Genomic DNA, 19711 nt, shown 5'->3' with positions numbered 1-19711 from the left:
TCCTTCCTATTTGCCTGTTTTTTCACCCAAAGGGATGAACCCGTACCTCTTCAATACATCGCGTGCTGATTTGGTGCCCATAAACTCGGCAAATCGTCCGACGGAGGCCTTCCCAGCCCCCTTCCTGGTGACGATGAAGCCCTGTTCCAGCGGGTTGTGCAGGTTTCCCGGGATGAGGTAGTAGCCCCCGTTTTTTGCCAGTTCAAGGTTTAGCGCCAGCGACAGAGCTATGATTCCGATCTGTGCATTTCCGCTCTGTACGAACTGGGCCGTCTGAGCGATATTTTCGCCGAATACCAGTTTCGGCTGCAGTTTATCCCAGAGGCCAGATGCCCGAAGCGCCTCTTCTGCCCGTTTTCCGTACGGCGCATGTTTCGGATTCGCCAGGGCGATCCGGGTGATTCTGGGATCGGCCAGACTAACCAGCGTCATCCTGCTCGCGTCCAGGGTATTGCTCCAGAGCACGATCCGCCCGAGCGCATACGGAGCGGCTTCAGACGCTGCCAGTCCCAACCTCACCAGCTCCTGTGGGAAGGTGATGTCGGCGGAGAAAAACAGGTCGAAAGGGGCGCCCTGTTGTATCTGGGTATGGAACTTCCCCGAGGAGCCGTAGGTAACCTGGATCTTGTCGCCGGGATGCATCTTCCTGAAGCTGGCAACGATCTCGTCCATGGCGAACTTCAGGTCGGCCGCCGCCGCTATGGTGACCTGCTCGGCATGTGCAGCCGCAGTCGTCAACAAGGTGCAGGCCACGACCAGCAGTTTGATCAGCTTCATGTAACTTTCCTTTTCCGGTCAATCAAGGAGGAATTCATCAGCACCCGGATATCGGCCTCTCCGGTCAGGCCGCATGCAGTCTGCACGAAAAACAGCCATAAAGATCGATGAGCTCGCGGTCGTCAAGTGGGCGCTTCAACTGCTGGGCAAGCCCTCGCACCTTCTTCAGGAGAACGGAGGCCTCACCCTTGCCGATAGAGATACCAAGCTGCCGGTACCGCTCGGCCAGGCCGCTCCCACCGGAGTGCTTCCCCGCCACAAAAAACCTGCTCAGGCCTACCTCTGCCGGGTCGAAGCCTTCATAATTGGACGGGTCCTTGAGCACCCCGTCTGCGTGCACCCCCGATTCGTGCGAAAACACGCGCTCTCCGACCACCGGTTTCCATTCAGACACAACCCTGCGTGATGCGTCCGCAACGAGACGTGAGAGTTCTCCCAACCTCCTGGTTTCGATGCCGCAATCGGTCCCGCAGGCATGCCTGAGCGCCATAACGACCTCTTCGAGTGCGGCATTTCCAGCCCGTTCCCCTAGCCCGTTGACGGTAGTACTGACGAACCGGGCTCCCCCCCTTGCTCCGGCGATGGCGTTGGCCGTTGCCATGCCGAGGTCGTTATGAGTGTGAACCTCCAAGTCCATGTCAGGCACCGCCCGCCGCAAGGCACGGATTTTTTCATGCATGGAAAAGGGATCGAGAATACCGAGGGTATCGCAGAAACGGAAACGGTCGCCACCGAACGCCTTCGTTATCTCAAGGAGTTCTATAAGGAAGTAGATGTCGGCGCGGCTCGCATCTTCCCCTCCTATGGAGACATAGAGATTGTGCTGCTTCGCGAAACCGAGGGCTTCTTTCAGCTGATTCCTTACCCACTCGCGGTTCTTTCGCAGCTTTCGCTCGATCATGATGTCGGAGACGGACAGAGAGAGATCGACGGCATTGACGCCGCAGTCGAGACTTGCTTCTATGTCGGCCTTGGCAGCCCTGTTCCACGTGATGAGCCGAGCGGAGAGGCCCATATCGACCAGTGCTCGTATGGAAGCCCGCTCTTCCTCACCCATCGCTGGTATACCACATTCAAGCTCCTGCACGCCAATGCTATCAAGCATCCTGGCAATGGCCATTTTCTCGCCCAGGCTGAATACCACGCCTGCGGCCTGTTCGCCGTCACGCAGCGTAGTGTCCGTTATAATGACTTCTCCGGTGCATTCTCTCATGGCTGCCTCCTTTCCACGAAAAAAGCCCCACGCCGGAATGGCTGTGAGGCTTCGTTGCCGCTGTAAACCATGAAATGGGGATAGCACATGGCATGCCAGCAGAGAAAAGGCCGTTAGAGCGGCAGGAGCGGAAGGTGTCGACACGGCTGCCGCAATATTAGGCAGAAACAGGCGCGATCAGCGCGTTCTTGAGACATCCTGGATGCAGGGAGGCAATCCGCAGAAAGTTTTTAAGCAGTTTCCGTGAAGCAGCAGCATAAACAGAATGATGGGAATCGAAGTCAACCAGAAAGCAGGAAAGATGCTGCGCAGTCTCAGGCCTCCAGAGCGCCCACTCTTCCACTATCTCGCGGGTCACCTCCGGATGAAACTGGATGCCGTACGCACATTTCTCGTACCGGAAGGCCTGGTTTGGGCAGACAATCGAAGATGCAAGCAGGACCCCCTGCCCGGGGATTGCAAAGCTGTCCTGATGCCATTGAAACGTGACAAACTCTCTGGGAATGCCGGAAAATAACGGGTCGCAGGCTCCCTCCTCCGTCAAGCTCACCGGAAGGGTGCCTTTCTCTCCACAGGGGGAACCGGCTATGACCTCGGCCCCGAGAGCATCGGCCAGCAACTGCCCTCCCAGGCAGATCCCCAGGAGAGGAATCTCACCAGCCACAAGTTCCGAGATGAATCGTTTCACTCGTACGAGAAAGGGATGAAGGCCGCAGTCATGCACCCCCATGGCGCCCCCGAGGATGATGGCTGCAGACACTTCGGCGGCCGGAGGAAGCTCCTCCCCCGCAAAGGGGCGGAAAAGGGAGAAGCCTGTCCCCTCTTCGCGGAGCATATCCGCATACGCGCCGAGGGGAACTTGGGGATCATTCTGGACGATTACAAGCATGGCCAACAGCCGGACCCGCCGGTCAGAGGGGGCGAAGACCTTCGGCAACGAGTTCCGCCACATCCTTCACCCTTGTCTGGGACGCTCGCTTGTCCTTAAGGCCATCCTCGATCATGGTAAGGCAGTAGGGGCAGGAGACGCAGATGGTATCCGGATTTTTTTCAAGCATCTCCGTCACGCGGTTGATATTGATCCTCTCCCCGGTATGTTCCTCCATCCACATTCTGCCGCCGCCGCCGCCGCAGCAGAAGCCGTTTTTACGGTTCCGGTCCGGTTCCACTGGAGCGGTCCCGGTAGCCGCCGCTATGACATTGCGTGGAGCGTCATAGATATTGTTGTGCCTTCCCAGGTAGCAGGAGTCATGGAAGACTACTTTCCCCATATTTTTAACGGTCTGTTTGAGGCGAAGCTTACCCTCTCCGAGGAGGTCCTGGAGCAGCTCCGTATAATGGATAACCTCCACCTCCAAGCCGTACTGGCGGTAATCGTTTTTCAGGGTCGAGAAACAGTGAGGACACTGGGTAATGATCTTACGGATCTTTTTCTCCTTGAAGAGCTGTACATTCTCCCGCGCCATCCGGTCGAAGACATATTCGTTCCCGAGCCTGCGAAGACTCTCGCCGCAGCACTTCTCCTCCCGGCCGAGAATTCCCCAGGAAAGGCCTGCTGCGTCGAATATGGTGGCAAGGGCCACGGTTACGTGCTTCTGGCGGGAATCGAAGGAGCCTGCGCACCCGACGTAGAAGAGGTACTCTGTCTCGTCCGCGTTGAACTGCTTCACGTCCATAGTGGAGGTCCACTTGGTGCGCTCCGTCGGTGCGATTCCCCAGGGATTGCTTCGCTGCTCCATGTTCTCGAAGAGATTCAGTAGCTCCTCGGGGAAACTGGACTCCATCTGCACGAGATGGCGGCGCATCTTGACGATCTTCGGCATCTGCTCGATAAAGACGGGGCAGGCTTCCAGGCAGGCGCCGCAAGTGGTGCACGACCAGATGGTCTCGTGGGTGTTAGTCCCCTCCCCCTCCTCGCCGATCAGCGGGACGACGGGCTTCCCTCCACTCTCCAGGAGGGGGCCGTTCATGAGCAGGTTGGCCTTGACCGTATGCACCACCTGGCGAGGATTGAGCGATTTCCCTGTATTCGTAGCCGGGCAGGCGGCCTGGCAGCGGCCGCACTCGGTACAGGTATATCCGTCGAACATGTCCTTCCAGGTGAACTGATCCACACGGCCTACGCCGTAACTCTTTTCCGGAGCAAACTCTTCCCTGGGCTGCGTGTTGGGCTGGCCGAGGGTCTGCATGAAGCAGTTCGGTATCGCCGTGAGAATATGCATGTGCTTGCTTGCCGGCAGGTAGCAGATGAATGCCAGGAGTACCAGCGCGTGGACCCACCAGGATACCGTGGCTACCATGTGGAGGGTCTCCGGAGAGAGCCCCGCGAAGAGCGAAGCAACAAACGCAGAGACCGGAGCGGCAGACGTAACGGCTGCGTTACCCGTCGCCATTTCGGCCCCATGAAGACCGAAGTAGGCGATCATGAGCAGAGCGATGAAGGACAGGATCATGAAAGCTTCGGGGCTCCGGGCCTTGACATAGGGTGTGTTGAGGTAGTCCGGATTCACGAAGATGCGCCGTCCGAAAGCGAGCATTATGCTCACGAGAGTAAGGAGCGAAACGGCATCGAAGGCAAAGAGAAGCGCGTGGTGCACCCCCGCCGGGAGAAGATGCAGCCCGACCCCGGGGAACATCCCCTGAATCAGGAAATCCGCGTTGGCCAGCAGGAGTATGACGAAGCCCCAGAAGATAACGAAGTGATTGATGCCGAAGGCTTTCTCCACCACCCTCTTCTGGCCGAAGGCGTAGAGGAGCATGTCCCAGATGCGCAGGTCGGGGCGCTCGAAACGGTTTTCCGACTGTCCCAGCGACAGGAGCCTGAAACGCCGGTAACAGCTCCAGGCGAAAAAAACAAGGGCGGCTATGAAAAGGGGGGCGAAGATTGCGGGGTTGTTGGGTGTCATGTATACCTCTTGCGAATCGGCAGGTTGCTGAAAACCAGTCATCTCGCCACCGTCCTCGAAAGCCCGCCTTGTGCAGCGTAGCGCTGTTTATGCCCCAGAGGGTACTACGCCTCCGCGGCAACTTTCTGCGGGTGTGACGATCTGACCGCTTTTGAGCAACCTGGTTTTTTAGCGACCTGATTATGGCATTGCCTAGGCTACGTTCTTCTGGCGCTCTGCTTTCAGCTCCCGTACGCGCTTGATGATGGCCGGTACGACCTGAAAGAGATCGCCTACGATTCCGTAGGTTGCGACCTCGAAGATCGGGGCTTCTTTGTCCCGGTTGATGGCGATGACGAAATCGGAGTCCTGCATTCCGACCAGATGCTGAATTGCGCCGGATATGCCGCAGGCGATGTATATCTTCGGACGCACAGTTTTTCCCGTCTGCCCCACCTGCCGTTCCTGGGGCATCCAGCCGGCGTCCACGGCGCTGCGGGAAGCTCCGACAACACCTCCCAGCTCGTCGGCGAGCTCCTGGAGAAGCGCGAAGTTCTCCTTCCCCATCATGCCGCGGCCTCCGGAGATGATGAACTCGGCTCCGGCGATATCTATCTGTTCCTTCCCTTTTTTGTCGCTGATGATCTCCAGAACCTTGACCAGGACATCCTCTTCCCTCACCGGGCACTCTTCACGGATGATCTCCCCCGTCCCCTCTCTGCGCTCCGGCATCGCCATCACATGAGGCCTCACCGTCGCCATCTGCGGACGGAACTTGTCGCACATGATGGTAGCCATGATGTTGCCGCCGAAGGCGGGACGGGTCTGCATGAGGTTCCGCTTGTCGTCGATACCGAGGCCGGTACAATCTGCGGTGAGGCCCGTCTTGAGAACTGTCGCGACGGCGCCGGCAAGATCGCGGCCGAGACCTGTCGCACCCATAAGAATTATTTCGGGTTTGTACTTGTTAACGAGGGCGCAGACAGCTTTAAGGTAAGTTTCCGTGCGGTAAAATCTATATACGGGAGCGTCGACGAGATACGCCTTGTCCGCCCCCCAGCTGAAGGCCTCATTGCATAGATGCTCGACCTTGTCTCCCACCACCAGGGCACACAACTCGACGCCGAGAGCATCAGCAAGCTCCCGCCCCTTGCCGAGCAGCTCCCACGAAACCTTGGCGGCCTCCCCTTCGGTCTGTTCCACAAAAACCCAGACACCCGTATAAGCAGAAAGGGTCTTTGCCAGCGCGGCTTCTTCGTCGTCCGGCTCCTCGGCCGACCCACCCTCCTGCTTCATTATCTCGTCAAGGATCTTCTGCTCCTCCGGGGTGAAGAACATTTCGATGGCCTGGGCGGGGCAGACCTTGACGCACTTGACGCAGCCGATACATTTTTCGGCATCGATGATCGGCTCTCCCGCATCGTTCATGGTCACCGCATCGACAGGGCAGGAGCTTTCGCAACGGGCACCACAGGCAATGCATTTCCCCTCGATGAGACACGCCTTGCCGCGGGGCTTCTTCAACTTCTTCGGTTCAGTCATAGAAATCCTTTTCAGGTTTTCGGTATTGTTGCAGCTATCAGCTTCGGCTGTGGATCTTTCGGCAAGAGGCAGGCGGCCGAGCTCTGACGCGGAGGCGTAGCAGCGCTACGCCGCACAAGGAAGAGCGAAGGCCAACGAACCTATTGCCAAAAGCCGCAGCCGTCAAAGAGCCAGCAGGTCCTTGGCGAGAAGCTTGTCGATAAGCAACTTCGCAGTTCCCTCCGGATCGTTCAACCCGTCGCCGATGATTTCCCCCTTGTCCCGCTCGGGAGAAAATATCCTGCTCACCCAGGTGGGAGAGCCTTTCAGGCCGATGCTCATTTCATCGAGCTTGAGGACCTGATTGTTCCAGACGGTGACCTCGGAATCGGCAGAGGCAAGACGCATCGGCACGGTCGGGTAGCGGGGGCGGTTAAGCTCCCTTACCACCGTGAGCATCGCTGGAAGGGGCGCCTCGACGATCTCGTGTCTGCCTTCCAGCTTTCGCCGCACCCTTACCGTACGCCCCTTCGGGTCGAAATGCTCGATTCGGTCCACCAGTGTGAGCTGGGTGAGACCAAGACGTGTGGCGATGCCGGGACCCACCTGGGCCGTGTCGCCGTCGATGGTCTGCTTGCCGCAGATGACGAGACCGACCTCCTCCTGCTCGTTCAGCCGGGTGATGGCTGCGGACAGGACATTGCTAGTGGCAAGGGTGTCGGCCCCGCCGAAGACGCGGTCGGAAAGCAGGATAGCCTCGTCCACCCCGAGGGCCAGCGCCTTTCGCAGGGTGGCCTCCGCATTGGGAGGTCCCATGGACATGGCGGCCACGCGCACGCCGAAACGGTCCTTGAGCCGGAGCGACTCCTCCAGGGCATGTGTGTCGTACGGGTTGACGATGAAGGGTATCCCTTCACGGACCAGGGTATTGGTAACCGGATCGATCTGCACCTGGGTCGTGTCGGGTACCTGCTTTATGCAGGCCACAATGAGCATTTGAAACCTCGATACTGAAATTGAGATAAACGGAGAACGGAAACAGCAAAGAACATGAACCCCTGAACTGGCGATCCACGGCTACTTTTTGAGCAGCCGAATGATACCAGATTATTCTTTAAGCAGGCAACCGTTAAATTGCTTAAATTTTAGTCAATTTTTTTTATTCATACTGAATGCGACAAGCAAGATTACACCCTTCTAACCCTCACCGCAACTCTTTGTCGCTGTAAATACTGGCGACCTCACCCCATGCTTCCGAGGCTGCCCAAGGCACCGATGTGTGGGGTCGATACTCCGGCCTTTCCCCCCTGAACATCAGACTCGCAGAGGATGTAGCATAAAAATTGCGCATGCGGAGATCCCCCTCGATATCATTGCCGGCAGGCGAGTCCAGCACGACCCGCTTCTTCCCCAAATGTGAAAGGAGCTTATCAAACAGATGGAATGTCTGGCGCAGACTATCTCCAGCCCATGGGCCGATCTGGATATATCCGGCCGCAGGCTGCGCCATGAGAAAACCTGCGGGTCCGGAATACACAACGGCACGGGCGGTAATCGCGTCGACCAGTTGGGTTCGGGGCTCCCCCCAGCCGAGACGGTCCGCGGGCAAAACGGGTACGTCCCCTTGTCCCTGAAGAGTTCGGGCGTTTCCGCATCCGGCCCCCACCCATCGCCTTACCGTGTCTATTTCCCGGAAACCAAGCCGCTCGTACAGGGGCCTGCCGGCGGCAGAAGCGGTGAGCCACACCGTTTCCGTCCGTACCTTTCGAAGTTCTGCCAGCGCTCTCTGCATCAGCGTGAGCCCAACCCCCCTTCCCCGCTCGGCTGGATGAACCAGAAGGTTCCCGATCCAGCCATGACATCCATAGGAAACAGCAGTAACGAAAGCGAACGGAACACCCCCCTTCCGAGCGGTGAGACACCCGGAAGGGAAGGCGTTGAGGAGAAAATCAATTTCCCACGGCTCGCATAACCAGCCTTCCGCACATGCATGGACTAGAAAAACAGCAGCATCTTCTTTCTTAAAAGGAGCTATCTCCAGATTTGCCTCCTTACGCGGCACCGGCGGCGGAAACAGCCGCTCCATCGAGAAGCCCCACCGCATCCGCGCGGCACTGGCGGCAATGTTTGAACTGCCCGATGATAGCCTCGTTCTCCCTGCGCATCTTGTCAAGAAGCGCCTCGTCCGGCGGCGTCATGTGAGCAAAGGAGGCCTGCGGGATGAGGGGAAGAACATTCATGACGTGGGCCCCCAGCTCCTTTACCTTCCGGGCGACCCTTTGCACCTCCCCGTCATTGACGCCCGGGATGAGGACGGTATTCACCTTGATGGTCATCCCGTGCTGCGCCGCGAGCTTGAGCCCTTCGAGCTGGTTCGCGATGAGGAGGGCCGCCCCCTCGCTCCCCGTGTACCTGTGCCCGCCAAATGTCACGCTGCGATAGATCGCGGCGGCGACTTCGGGATCGAGTGCGTTGATTGTTACGGTGAGACTGCAGAGCCCGAGCTCAGCGAGCCGGTCGATCTTTTGCGGCAGGAGGAGGCCGTTGGTGCTCATGCAGGCGATGAGGTGGGGGAATTCCTCCCGAACGAGCCGAAACGTCTCAAAGGTCTCCTCGTTGGCCAGCGGGTCCCCCGGGCCGGCTATCCCCACCACTTTTATCATCGGACCGAGGATCGGACTCGCCATCACCTCACGCACCTTGACGAGCGCCTCCTGAGGCGTGAGAATCCGGCTCGTCACACCTGGGCGAGACTCGTTGGCGCAGTCGTGCCGGCGGCTGCAGTAACCGCACTGTATGTTGCACTTCGGAGCCACCGCCAGATGCATTCTGCCGTTTTTCCTGTGATCGCCGCCGAAACAGGGGTGACCCTGGACCTTCTTAGCCGAACCGCATGCGTGTGCCATATTCGTTCCTCCTTACGAGAAAGGCGCCGGATGAAATTCACCCGGCGCCCTTGCCGAAAAAAAAGCCCGACGCTCCTCGCGTCGGGCTTCGTTGCCACTGTCGATGCTTCTGTCCACCTATGGCATTAACCATGCCAGCGCGGACCAGCTTCCGTAATCTCCTGATAACCAGCAAATTACATCCTGCGCTGCCGCCCTCCGCCGCCAAAGCACTGCCTCATTTCCGGCGTCTGCCTATAAAGTGTGCACCTGCACCGCGCCACGGCTTCGAAAAAAGAGGTCCTTTCACTCATGCACGGCCTTCCGGGTCAGCGGCCGCCGGGGTGCGGTAATTGCACCGTCGGGGAACATGAATCAAACTACTGAAATGCTTTCCCGGGCACGTAGTGCCTTCGTAGGGCTTGCTCTTGGTGATGCCCTGGGCGCCCCCGCCGAGTTCCTCACCTCCGGGGAGATTACAAGCCGCTACGGCCGCCTCGACGACATCGTCGGAGGGGGATGGCTACGTCTCAAGCCCGGCGAGGTCACGGACGACACGCAGATGTCGTTGTGCATCGCACGGGCGACAGTGGCAGCCGGGGGGTGGTCCCTCACCGGCATCGCCGACAGCTTCGCAGCATGGCTCAGGTCGAAGCCGGTCGACGTTGGGGAGACCTGCAGGAGGGGGATTCGCCGCTACATGCTCAAGGGTGAGCTGGAGGCACCGTTCAACCAGTGGGATGCCGGGAATGGCGCGGTGATGCGGATGCTACCAACAGCCCTCTTCTGCCTAGGCGACGCTACCCTCCTCGAGCAGTGTGCCCTGTCCCAGGCAAGGCTCACCCACAACCACCCTCTGTCTGATGCCGCCTGCATCACATTCGGGAGACTGATTCACCTTGCACTCCTCGGTTTCTCCAAAAACAGGCTGAAGCGGGAGGTCGACACGCTGATCCAGTCACATCCGTCCTTTTCCTTCGACCACTACCGCGGCCTTGCCACCGGGTACGTCGTCGACACCCTCCAGACGGTCTTCCATCACTTCTTCATATCGCGCAGTTTCGAGGAATGTGTCGTGGGGACGGTGAACCAGGGTGGGGACGCCGACACCACCGGGGCGATCGCGGGCGCCCTCGCCGGCGCCTACTACGGCGAGGCGGAGCTCCCGAAGCGGTGGCTGAAAAAGATGGACCGCCGCCTCGTGGCCGAACTGGAGCGGCTGGCGGAGGACCTGGTGAAGCTTTCGCCGTTGTTTTCTCAGGATAAGGAGGTAGTTGGAAAACTCCAGGTTGTTCAAAAATAGTCAGATCGTCGCACCCGCAGAAAGCGCCACGGAGCGCGCATAAGATGGCCCACCAGCGGAGTCAGATTCGCGATGATTCCGTCGTCGGCGACGACCGACGGCCCGCAGGCGTAGCAGCGCTACGTCGAGGAGCCCGAGGAGGAGCCGGCGGCGGAAGGGCGCGAATATGGCGTCGCTCTAGCACATAATCCGCCGCACACGGTATTCTCCTCCAATAACCAGGAATTCCTCCTCCCCTTTCAGGATCGACTGAGGGAGGAGCCCGCCGAAGAAGAAGACCTTCACGAGGGGGGCCCGAATCTCCCATACCGTATCGCCAAACTCCCACGCTCTCTCCTCGCTTGAAGTGAAGGAGACGAGGTTGTTGAGGCGAACGATCTGCTCCCGCCTCCCCACCTGCTCGAGAACCTCGTAGTCGTCGGCGTCGTTCGTCCCGCGGAAAAGGCGCACGTGCCGCTCTTCAGGCAGCTTTCTCGCCAGTTCGTACTGGCAGTATTCGTAGAGCAGGTCGAGCTGCGAGTTGATGGCACTCGTGCGGGCGCTCCCCTTGGTGCGGTCGACGGCAAAGATCATGTATTGTTCGGAGTGGATGGACGGGATGCGTATCCTGTGGAACGTGGGGGGGATGCCTATCCGGCTCTCCACCCACCCCTTGAGGACGGCGCCCTCGACAGAGTTGGAGTCCATCATCCAGCCACGGAGAAACCGTAAATAGCTGTTGCGCAGGCTCTTGCGGGCGCTCGAGCTTGCCTGGCTCTCCCACTGGTGGAGCTGGAACTTGACCGACATGTAGTCGTTGAAGATGTGGGCCCGCTCTTCGGCAGACGCGATGGTGCGAAGGCGCTCGAAGAGGAAATGGTTCGCCTGGCGCACCCCCTGGATCTCGAGGGGGTGCGGGTTTTCGTTGAAGTGGCGCGAGGCGATGACCCACGGAGGAAGATTGCAGTGGTTGAAGGCCGAATTCTCCATGAGTCATCACCTCTTTGTGATCGGTCTCGCAATGAGCGAGGGCTACAGAATCTTCACTATCTCCTGCAGGGCCGGCTTGATCGGCCCGTCGGCGACGAAGACATCGAGGCCGAGCCGCTCCATCTCAACCTGCGGCGCCTGCCCGATCTGCGCGCACACAACGGCTCGGCACCCTTCCAGGGCCTTCGCTATCCCCTGGAGGATATGGGCACGGAGCGGATGGTCGGCATCGTAGGAGCAGTAGCGCTCAACGTGCTTCTCGTCCACGAGCTTCACCGCATCCGGCTCCACGTCGAAGATAAGGAAACGCTCGGCATGACCGAAGTGCTGGTCGATCTCTCTACCATCCTTAGAAGCAACAGCTAATAACATAGCTTTCTCCTTTACGGGTGAAGATTTCCGGAACCTGGCGGCGTTTCGCTTCCGTCCATCGTTGTGCGGCGTGGCGCTGCCACGCCTCCGCCGAGTCCGTTGCGAAGCCTTGCCAGAACCCGAAACTCTTCACCCGGCCGGTTAAGACCTGACGGCTGTGGATTTTTCGGCAAGAGGCAGGCGGCCGAGTCCCGACGCGGAGGCGTAGCAGCGCTACGCCGTACAAGGAGGGAGGAAGGCCAACGAACCTATTGCCAAAAAGCCGCAGCCGTCAAAGTTCGACGGGGGCGAAGCTGAAGCACTTCTTGCTGCACGTCCTCCCGCACGCTTGGCACCCGATGCAGTTGTCCGGGCGGGCGACCTTCATGTACATCTTCGCCGAATCGTCCTCGTCCAGTTCCTCGAAGGTGAGGACGTCGTGGGCGCACACCTTGTAGCAACGGGCGCACCCGATGCAGGTCTCCATGTCTATGTCCACGATGAATTCCGGGGTGTATTCCGTCTTGTTCCTTCTGAGTCCGGTGATGTAAGCCATGATACTGATCCTCCTTTAGGATTGTTGTTCGGATGCGACGCCATATTCGCGTCCTTCCGCCGCCGGCTCCTCCGCAGGCTCCTCGACGTAGCGCTGCTACGCCTGCGGGCCATCGGTCGTCGCCGACGACGGAATCATCGCGAATCTGACGCCGCTGCCAGACACAAGAACCTTGCTGCTACGCCCGTGAGGGTGCAAAGATCTGTCTGCTTTTGAACAACCTTAGTGATTCAACAACTAGTAGGTTGTTGTCGTGTCGAACGTTATTCCTCGTCGAGAAATGAACCGGCTGATTCCTTGTGCAACGCTTTCCTGAGCCACGGCGGGGGGTTCCCCTTGAGGACCTCCTGGAGCTTTGCGACGATCTCCGAGACGGGAAGCTCCGTGGCGGTCTTCATCGGGTGTATCTTCCGCGCCACCAGCTTCGCCGCTGCGGGGCCGCCGATCTGCATCGTATAGACGATGGCGCAGTCGGCGATTGCATTGGCCCGGGCGGAGATCCGGTCCTCCTCGTCCTCAGCCGTCGTGAGTGCATCCACCTTCCCCACGCAGCCAGCTTCATCTGCGCCGATCTCCCAGACAAAGAAGCTGCTGCACTGGCCGAAGTGCTGGTCGATGATCTGGCCGTCCGTCGATGTAAATGCGACTTTCATAAAGCCTCCTTCGGAGGCAGGTAGAGGTTGAGGTTGAGGTTGAGGGAAAGCATTTTTCTCCTAAACCTTAACCTCAACCTGAACCTGCTTTTTAATTGTGTGCCAGCTTCTGTGCCTCGTTTGCATTAGCCTGGAACAGATTCGCCACCTCGAATACGAGATTCAACGTCCCGCGGTACCCCACCCACACCTTCTGGTGGGCACCGAGGCGGTCGAAAACTGGGAGCCCCGCCCGCAGATGCGCCTTGATCCCGAGCTTCGCCGCCGCCTGCCGTCCGTTGGAGTTGGCCACGAGGAGGTCCGCCCCCTTCCCTGCTGTCTCCAGGTCCTCCAGGTCCCCGACAAACACGTTCCCGCTGGGTAGTGAGTCGAGTCCCCGGGTCCGTGTGGCGGAAAGGGCGGCGGTTATCTCGCACCCCATCCCGTCGAGAAAGCGGGAGAGCGCCTTCAGGTGATCCGCCTCCAGGGCGAGTGCGACCTTCTTCGTCCCGAACTGGTAGTGGCTGTCCACCATCGCGTCCATGAGCCGGCTTCTCCAGCGGAGGTGCTTTTCCGGTACCGGCCGGCCGCTTATCTCGGACAGGGTCGCCATCAGCCGGTCGACCTCCGAAAGCCCTGTGACAGATGTGAACCCGTACGCGGGGATGCCGAAGCGTTCGCGAAGCGCAACGGCCGCTTTGGCGAGGGAATCGCCGACGTAAATGGTGGCGAGGCTCCTTCCAGCCTTCGGGATCTCCGACACGGGAATACCGCCGGTGGCCAGCGGCGAGACCTCGGCGTCGATGTGCCCGTCAACGGCATTGGAGATGTCGGGAACCGTCAGCGGTACGAGCCCGAACGACTCAACTAGCTCCTTCAGTTCCTCCACGTCGGCAGGGGTGAGGTGGGCGCCAGGTATGAGATTCACCTGCCCGGGAATCGTCTCTCCACCCTCCGCAAGGGAGCAGAGGATACCCTCCACCGCCGCCGCGTACCCCTCCTGGAGCGATCCGCAGTAATCGGGGGTGGAAGCCCACACCACGGGCACCGCGTCGTGATCCGGGTTTTCCTTGCGGAAGTGGACGATGGCGCTCCGTACGTCGTCCCCCATCGTCTCGGTCAGTCCCGAGGTCATCACACCGACCACAGCGGGATGGAACTTTTCGATTACCCGCTTGAGCCCCTTCTTGAGGTTCTCCCATCCGCCGAAAATCGCCGTGTCCTCGCTCATGGCGGTGCAGTTGAGGGGGATCGATTCCTTGAAGTGCCGTGAGAGCTGGAGCCGGATGAAGGTCGAGCAGCCCTGCGCCCCGTGGAGGAGGCCCAGCATGCTGTCGATGCCGAGGTAGGCAAGGGTGGCCCCGAGGGCGGGAGAATTCTTCTGCGGATTTACCGTTGCCTTCTTGGTGGAAACAGCCACGCGGGACGCCGAGATATCCTCAGCCAGGAAGGCTTCTGCATGAGAGGCGGCCTGCTCGGCTTCCGCCGCGATTCCCCCCTCCTTCTCCCAGGGAGCCGGGCGGTTGAGCACCGGCCAGATCGGATTGTTCACCGTCAGATCGAGCTGCTTCGCGAAGGTCACCATCCCCTCGTATCCGGCGTAGGGGTGGGAACGGCCATGGTTGATGTCGAGAAAGGGGGTCTTCGTCTTGAGCGCGAGGAACTTGGTCTTGCCGCCGGCGACGATCAGGTCGGGCATCTTCTCCCGCATCACCCCGAGAAGCCCCGCCGTCGAAGTGTCCTCGATGATCCGGGCGTCCTTGTGCATGAGCGACTTCATCCGGTAGAAGTCCTCGAGGGTAGAGTTCTGGGTGCCGGCCGCGAGGATCTCCACCCCCAGCTCCCGCAGGGCGTTCACCATCGACCACGTCTTCACCCCTCCCGTGAAGAGAACGGCCCGCTTCCCCTCGAGGCGCGCACGGTACGGTGAGATCCGCTCCCGGCACTTCGCCTCTTCCTCTTCGAGGAGCCGCTCCACCCGGTCCTGCATGATCCGCTTCTCGAGCCCCCCAACCGCGTCGTCGAGCTCTCGGGCGATGTCGCGGAGCGCCTTCGCCGTGTCGGTCATCCCGTAGAACGACTCCTCCAGGTAGGGCATCCCGTAATTCTTCTGCATCTTCTTGGCGAGATTGGTGAGGCTCTTCGAACAGATGATCACGTTGAGCTTCGCCCGGTGAGCGTAGCGGAGCTCCTCGAATTTCGCGTCGCCGGAAAAGCAGGAGAGTATCTGTATCCCGAGCCGGTCGAAGAGGGGCTGCATCCCCCAGAGGTCACCGGCGATGTTGTACTCCCCGATGAGGTTGATCGGATATTCGCCGAGGATGGGGGGCTCAGCAGTTCCGATCACGCGTTTGAAGAGGATCTCCCCCGCCAGGCGGTTGCCGATGTTCTTGTCGCCGATGAAGCCGGGGGTATTGACTGGAATAACAGGGACCGGTACCCTCAACGGCGGCTTTTCGTCCATCCCGGCGTTGGCTCCGTCGGAAGCTCCTCGACGTACTTCCGCGTACGCCTGCGTCGCTTCCTCGTCGCCGCCTTGGCCTGAACAAAAATCCTTATTGATAAATTCTTGTGCCGCCTTGCAAACCGCCTCGATGTCATCCCCGGTCATGGCGGTCACGCAGGTGGCGTAGACGAAGATCGCCCGGGCCTCGGGGTAGCGCTCCGCCAGGTCTAGGATCGCCCGGTAGAGCTTCTTCTCGCCTCCGAAGACGACGTCGTTCTCCAGCATCTCCATCGTGAATCCGCGGCGGTAGAGCTGGGAGCCGCTCGATCGGGCGCCGCGGTTGTCCCACGAGTTGCCGGCGCAGGCGATGGGACCGTGAACGAGATGGATGACGTCGGTGACGGGCATGAGGACGACGCGGGCCCCGTCGTAGGCGCAGGAGCGCTCCGTCCCCTCACCCGGCTCGGATTTCTTGCAGAACTTCGGTGCACCCTTTTCCTGATGGGTATCGCACTCGGGAGCGTCGTAGTAGTCTGGTCGGGCCATAGTAGAATCCTCGAATGAAAAAAAAGGCGCCTCCACGAAAGTGAAGGCGCCTTTGCCAGTCGGTAACATGCTTCAGGTAATTGAATTAGCACGTGGCATGCCAAGAAGAAATCCACGTTCTATTGCCCCATTGACTCGAAAACTATGGGGAGTAAAGCTAATACAAAACAAAGGGTGCCTATTTTACGCGCACCTCTGCACAGCCTGCGTGCTGATTATGCTGCAAGGAGGGAAAGGGCGTACCGGGGAGCGTTCATGATGTTGGACATGAGAGCCGTACTGGCCTGAAGAAGTATGTCGCTTCTGGTAAGCCGTGCCGTCTCTTCGGCCGCATCCGCGTCCAGAATGCGGCTGTTGCTGGCAGCCAGGTTCTCGTATTCGTTCATCGCCGTGGCAAGCATATGGCCAAGGCGGTTAAGGTCGGCACCCATGTCGCCTCTGATGCTGCTCAGTGTTTTTATGGCTGCATCGAACCGGTCAATAGCATCACGAGCATCGACAGTCACATCTACTCCCGAGAGGCCGAGATCCGAGGCCCCTGCAGCCGCCAGCCTGAGCTCGAAGGTGTCGCCACTGTCTGCGCCTATCTGAACGGCAACTGTCGACGGAGTTGCGGCGGCTGTGGGCCAAATCTCGGTGAAGCCCGTCAGGGGGTCGTCAGTGGCCGGGCCGCCCAGATCGGGAACGACGGAGGTGGCGGTGCCCCCTCCAACGGAACCGGTATCAGCATCACCCAGATTCAGGCCGGCTATGTATGCGGCGCCGTTTGCATTGAAATCAGCGAGAAAAGCGGCTTCGTCGGCATAGGTGCCCCCTGAAAGAGCCGACAGCGCCTGACTGAGGGTGGATCCGGCATTCGTGTTGAGGTGGTTGAGGACCGCCTGAATTCCCCCGGCTATCTGTGAATCCATGTACTTGACTGCAGCATAACCAGCGGAATAGTGGCGACTGTCGCTGACCCAGGGGCCGTTTATGGCAGCGACGACGGCGTTTCTTCCAGCGGCGCCACCGCCGGCATTTGTGATGTCCGCCGCGAGCCGCTCGTCGGCTCCGTGAATGAATTCCGCAGCACCCTCCTTGAACCAGGTGGAGAGCGCGACAAAATTCATGGTGCGCCCCATTACTGCATGTACCATCTCATGGGCGATGATCCTGTCGTCGTACATCGGCGCGTTTCCTCCGTTGGGAAGCGTCGCGGGAAGAAAATCCTGGACGTCGATGTGAAGTTCCTGGTTAACCACCTTCCCGCCCGCCCCTGCAAACCCGCTGACATAGGCGAGGAAGGGTCCGGGGTTCTGGTCGAGCACGATCCTCAGCGTAGCTCCGTCCCCCGTCAGGCCGTACTGAGCGGCGATGAGCGCCTCGCTTGCCTGCAGCCAGGAACTCTTGAGAGCAGTGAGAATAGCATCCATATCCTCAGTAGATACCTTGGCTGCATTCAGAATGTTTATCCCGTTGAACTGAGTTCCTTCCGCAATCCGGTCTATCTCCTGGAGCAGTTGCGCAAGCTCCGTCTGGACCGCGGCCCGGTTTGACGCGGAAAGGGTACCGGTGGATGCCTGCACGGCCAGCTCCCTGCCTCGGACCAGCATGTTGGCCACCTCTTCGAGAGCACCGTCGGCAGTCTGCAGAAGAGAGATTCCGTCGTTCATGTTCCGTATGTTCTGGTTGAGGCTGCGCATCCTCCCCGACATTCCGACCGAAATTGCGAGCCCTGCGGCATCGTCTGATGCCGAATTGATGTGCCGGCCGGTGGCAAGACGTTCGAGCGCCTTGCTGCGCGTAAGGGAGTGCGCGGTCTGGTTGCGCGAGGCAAAGAGAAAATTTTCGGATACATTCAGGCGCATTGTAAAGGGAACTCGGGTACTTTACGGGTAGGGTTTTTCTTTATATCGGCAGGAGCTTGCGGCACTTTAGGCATTAACGTAAAAAAGGCCCTCCTTTTCAGGAAGGCCCTCGGTTGGCAGCAATACGGAAGAGAAATCAGGAGGCCTGGCTTCCCTGCCTCGCACCATGACGATAAACTACAACCGGCGCATTGGCGGCTTTCGGCTTTCCCCATTTTCGGTTCTTGCCGGCAGGAGCAGCGTCGTTCTTCCGCGAAGAAGAGCCGTACCCGGAGTGGCGCTTTTCGGAGGTGCTGAATCGTCCGGAACTGCCGCGGTTTCCGGGACGCGGAAAGGAGCGCACTGGCTCAAGCCCTGCGATACGTTGTTCGGGAAGCTTCTGTCCCAGGTACTTCTCGATCCGGTCTAGGTAATTGAGCTCGTTAAGGGAAGCAAAGGAAATAGCTACTCCGGAGGCGCCGGCACGACCGGTACGGCCGATCCGATGAACGTAATCTTCTGCAAATTTCGGGAGATCGTAGTTGATCACGTGGCTGATGCCTGAGACGTCGAGGCCGCGCGCCGCCACGTCGGTGGCGACGAGAAGCCGGATCTTGCCGCGCTTCATGGCGTCGATGGTCCGGTTGCGCGCTCTCTGGTTCATATCTCCATGGAGCGCGGCTGCGGAGTGTCCTTCCTCCTTGAGAGCGAGGGCAAGACTGTCTGCATCTCTTTTCGTGGCGGAAAAGATTATTGCCTTGCGCACTTCACCGTCGCCGATGAGGTGGCGAAGCAGCCGTTGTTTGTGGGAAAGGTCGTCGGCCAGATGGAGGCGCTGCTCGATGTGGTCGTGAGTTACCTGCTCAGGCGCGATCTCCACCCGCTGCGGATCATTGAGGAGCCTTGCGGCGAGGCGGAGGGTTTCGCGGTCGAGCGTAGCCGTGAACATAAGCGTCTGACGTCCCGCAGGCAACGCTGCAGCGATACGGTCGACATCCTCGCTGAATCCCATGTCGAGCATGCGGTCGGCTTCATCGAGAACCAGCGCCTCGACCCTGGAAAGGTCCAGCTTACCGCGGTCAAGGTGATCTATAAGCCTTCCCGGAGTCGCAACGATGATGTCGACAGGACGAGAAAGGAGCTGCAGCTGCTCCCGGTACGGCATTCCTCCGAGGATAACGCCGCAGCGGACCTGCATTAAGCGCCCATACGTCTTCACAGCGTCGGTTACCTGGCCTGCCAGCTCGCGAGTCGGTGTGAGCACCAGAATCCGAGGGCCTCTGCTCCGAACAGGCGAAGGAGCGGCAAGTCGCTGAAGGGCAGGAAGGACGAATGCCGCCGTCTTGCCGGTGCCGGTCTGAGCGGTTGCAACAAGATCTCGGCCTGCCAGCGCCAGCGGAATCGCCTGCTCCTGGATCGGGGTTGGTTGGTTGTAGCCGCATGCTTCAACGGCCTTGAGAATTTTCGGAGCAAGCTCCAGTTCTGCGAACGTCATAATGATCCTTTCGGTCTCCCGGCAAAGCACCGCGCAGACGCTAAAGCGCCCTGGAGCGGACTCCCGCCGGGAAACGGCACGAAGAAAATTGTGAGCGGCCGCAGAACATGAGGTTTGCGGCATCACCGACTGGCACGTTAAGACATCGTCGCCAACCAGGGATGCTGCACTGCAGAAGGGGCTGAAGGCAGAGAAACAGTGGGCGATGAGGGTCTGACGGGCCGGAATGGCCCGTGGAATTTGAACAGTCGCCGGACACCCTACGGGATGTATCGCGAAAATGCAATACAAAAATGCCGGTAACAA

General features: G+C 59.6%; 16 protein-coding genes. 1 reads left to right on the top strand and 15 read right to left on the bottom strand.

Translation table 11 applies throughout. The features are described 5' to 3' along the window. Positions 1–6 precede the first annotated feature (6 nt). The 8 genes from modA to CFB04_RS02865 all read right to left on the bottom strand — a co-directional run bounded on the left by modA (position 7) and on the right by CFB04_RS02865 (position 9302). Positions 7–777, bottom strand: coding sequence for a molybdate ABC transporter substrate-binding protein (modA, locus tag CFB04_RS02900; protein WP_088533880.1), 771 nt, complete (start codon positions 775–777; stop codon positions 7–9). 64 nt (positions 778–841) lie between these two features. Beyond that, positions 842–1990: a homocitrate synthase gene (nifV, locus tag CFB04_RS02895; protein WP_088533879.1), complete on the bottom strand. Its 1149-nt coding sequence runs from the start codon at positions 1988–1990 to the stop codon at positions 842–844. A gap of 157 nt (positions 1991–2147) precedes the next feature. Next, positions 2148–2927 (bottom strand): type 1 glutamine amidotransferase, encoded by a 780-nt coding sequence (locus CFB04_RS02890; RefSeq protein ID WP_231934349.1) that lies wholly within the window; start codon positions 2925–2927, stop codon positions 2148–2150. Beyond that, on the bottom strand, positions 2902–4896 hold the full coding sequence (locus CFB04_RS02885) for a (Fe-S)-binding protein (protein WP_088533878.1): 1995 nt from the start codon (positions 4894–4896) through the stop codon (positions 2902–2904). Before CFB04_RS02885 ends, CFB04_RS02890 begins: the two co-directional genes overlap by 26 nt. Before the next feature lie 192 nt (positions 4897–5088). Further along, complete coding sequence (locus tag CFB04_RS02880) at positions 5089–6417, bottom strand: FAD-binding protein (RefSeq protein WP_088533877.1); 1329 nt, start codon at positions 6415–6417, stop codon at positions 5089–5091. 162 nt (positions 6418–6579) lie between these two features. Beyond that, positions 6580–7392, bottom strand: a complete 813-nt coding sequence (locus CFB04_RS02875; protein ID WP_088533876.1) for an electron transfer flavoprotein subunit beta/FixA family protein — start codon at positions 7390–7392, stop codon at positions 6580–6582. Positions 7393–7600: 208 nt separating this feature from the next. Next, positions 7601–8482 carry an N-acetyltransferase gene (locus CFB04_RS02870; protein ID WP_157698694.1) on the bottom strand — a complete coding sequence of 294 codons (882 nt, stop codon included), beginning with the start codon at positions 8480–8482 and terminating at the stop codon, positions 7601–7603. After that, on the bottom strand, positions 8448–9302 hold the full coding sequence (locus CFB04_RS02865) for a radical SAM protein (RefSeq protein ID WP_088533874.1): 855 nt from the start codon (positions 9300–9302) through the stop codon (positions 8448–8450). Before CFB04_RS02865 ends, CFB04_RS02870 begins: the two co-directional genes overlap by 35 nt. Before the next feature lie 349 nt (positions 9303–9651). Here CFB04_RS02865 and draG point away from each other — a divergent pair, with 349 nt between their 5' ends. Next, entirely contained in the window at positions 9652–10584 is a 933-nt protein-coding gene (gene draG, locus CFB04_RS02860; RefSeq protein WP_088533873.1) for an ADP-ribosyl-[dinitrogen reductase] hydrolase, read from the top strand. A 177-nt stretch (positions 10585–10761) separates the two neighbouring features. On the opposite strand, the gene CFB04_RS02855 is transcribed toward draG, so the two are convergent. From CFB04_RS02855 to CFB04_RS02825, 7 genes are all read right to left on the bottom strand, one after another. Further along, on the bottom strand, positions 10762–11553 hold the full coding sequence (locus CFB04_RS02855; protein ID WP_088533872.1) for an NAD(+)--dinitrogen-reductase ADP-D-ribosyltransferase: 792 nt from the start codon (positions 11551–11553) through the stop codon (positions 10762–10764). 42 nt (positions 11554–11595) lie between these two features. After that, positions 11596–11925 (bottom strand): NifB/NifX family molybdenum-iron cluster-binding protein, encoded by a 330-nt coding sequence (locus CFB04_RS02850; RefSeq protein ID WP_088533871.1) that lies wholly within the window; start codon positions 11923–11925, stop codon positions 11596–11598. A gap of 271 nt (positions 11926–12196) precedes the next feature. Further along, on the bottom strand, positions 12197–12460 hold the full coding sequence (fdxB, locus tag CFB04_RS02845; protein ID WP_088533870.1) for a ferredoxin III, nif-specific: 264 nt from the start codon (positions 12458–12460) through the stop codon (positions 12197–12199). 263 nt (positions 12461–12723) lie between these two features. Continuing rightward, complete coding sequence (gene nifX, locus CFB04_RS02840) at positions 12724–13113, bottom strand: nitrogen fixation protein NifX (protein ID WP_088533869.1); 390 nt, start codon at positions 13111–13113, stop codon at positions 12724–12726. Positions 13114–13204: 91 nt separating this feature from the next. After that, complete coding sequence (locus CFB04_RS02835; RefSeq protein ID WP_088533868.1) at positions 13205–16084, bottom strand: bifunctional nitrogenase iron-molybdenum cofactor biosynthesis protein NifEN; 2880 nt, start codon at positions 16082–16084, stop codon at positions 13205–13207. A gap of 215 nt (positions 16085–16299) precedes the next feature. Then, positions 16300–17931: a flagellinolysin gene (locus CFB04_RS02830; protein WP_088533867.1), complete on the bottom strand. Its 1632-nt coding sequence runs from the start codon at positions 17929–17931 to the stop codon at positions 16300–16302. Between the two features lie 136 nt (positions 17932–18067). Further along, positions 18068–19405 (bottom strand): DEAD/DEAH box helicase, encoded by a 1338-nt coding sequence (locus tag CFB04_RS02825; RefSeq protein ID WP_088533866.1) that lies wholly within the window; start codon positions 19403–19405, stop codon positions 18068–18070. Between the last annotated feature and the right edge of the window lie 306 nt (positions 19406–19711).

It is taken from the genome of Geobacter sp. DSM 9736, assembly GCF_900187405.1.
Taxonomy (GTDB): domain Bacteria; phylum Desulfobacterota; class Desulfuromonadia; order Geobacterales; family Geobacteraceae; genus DSM-9736.
The sequence above is the reverse complement of the archived record's forward strand: the minus strand, read 5'-3'. Positions and strand labels throughout refer to the sequence as shown.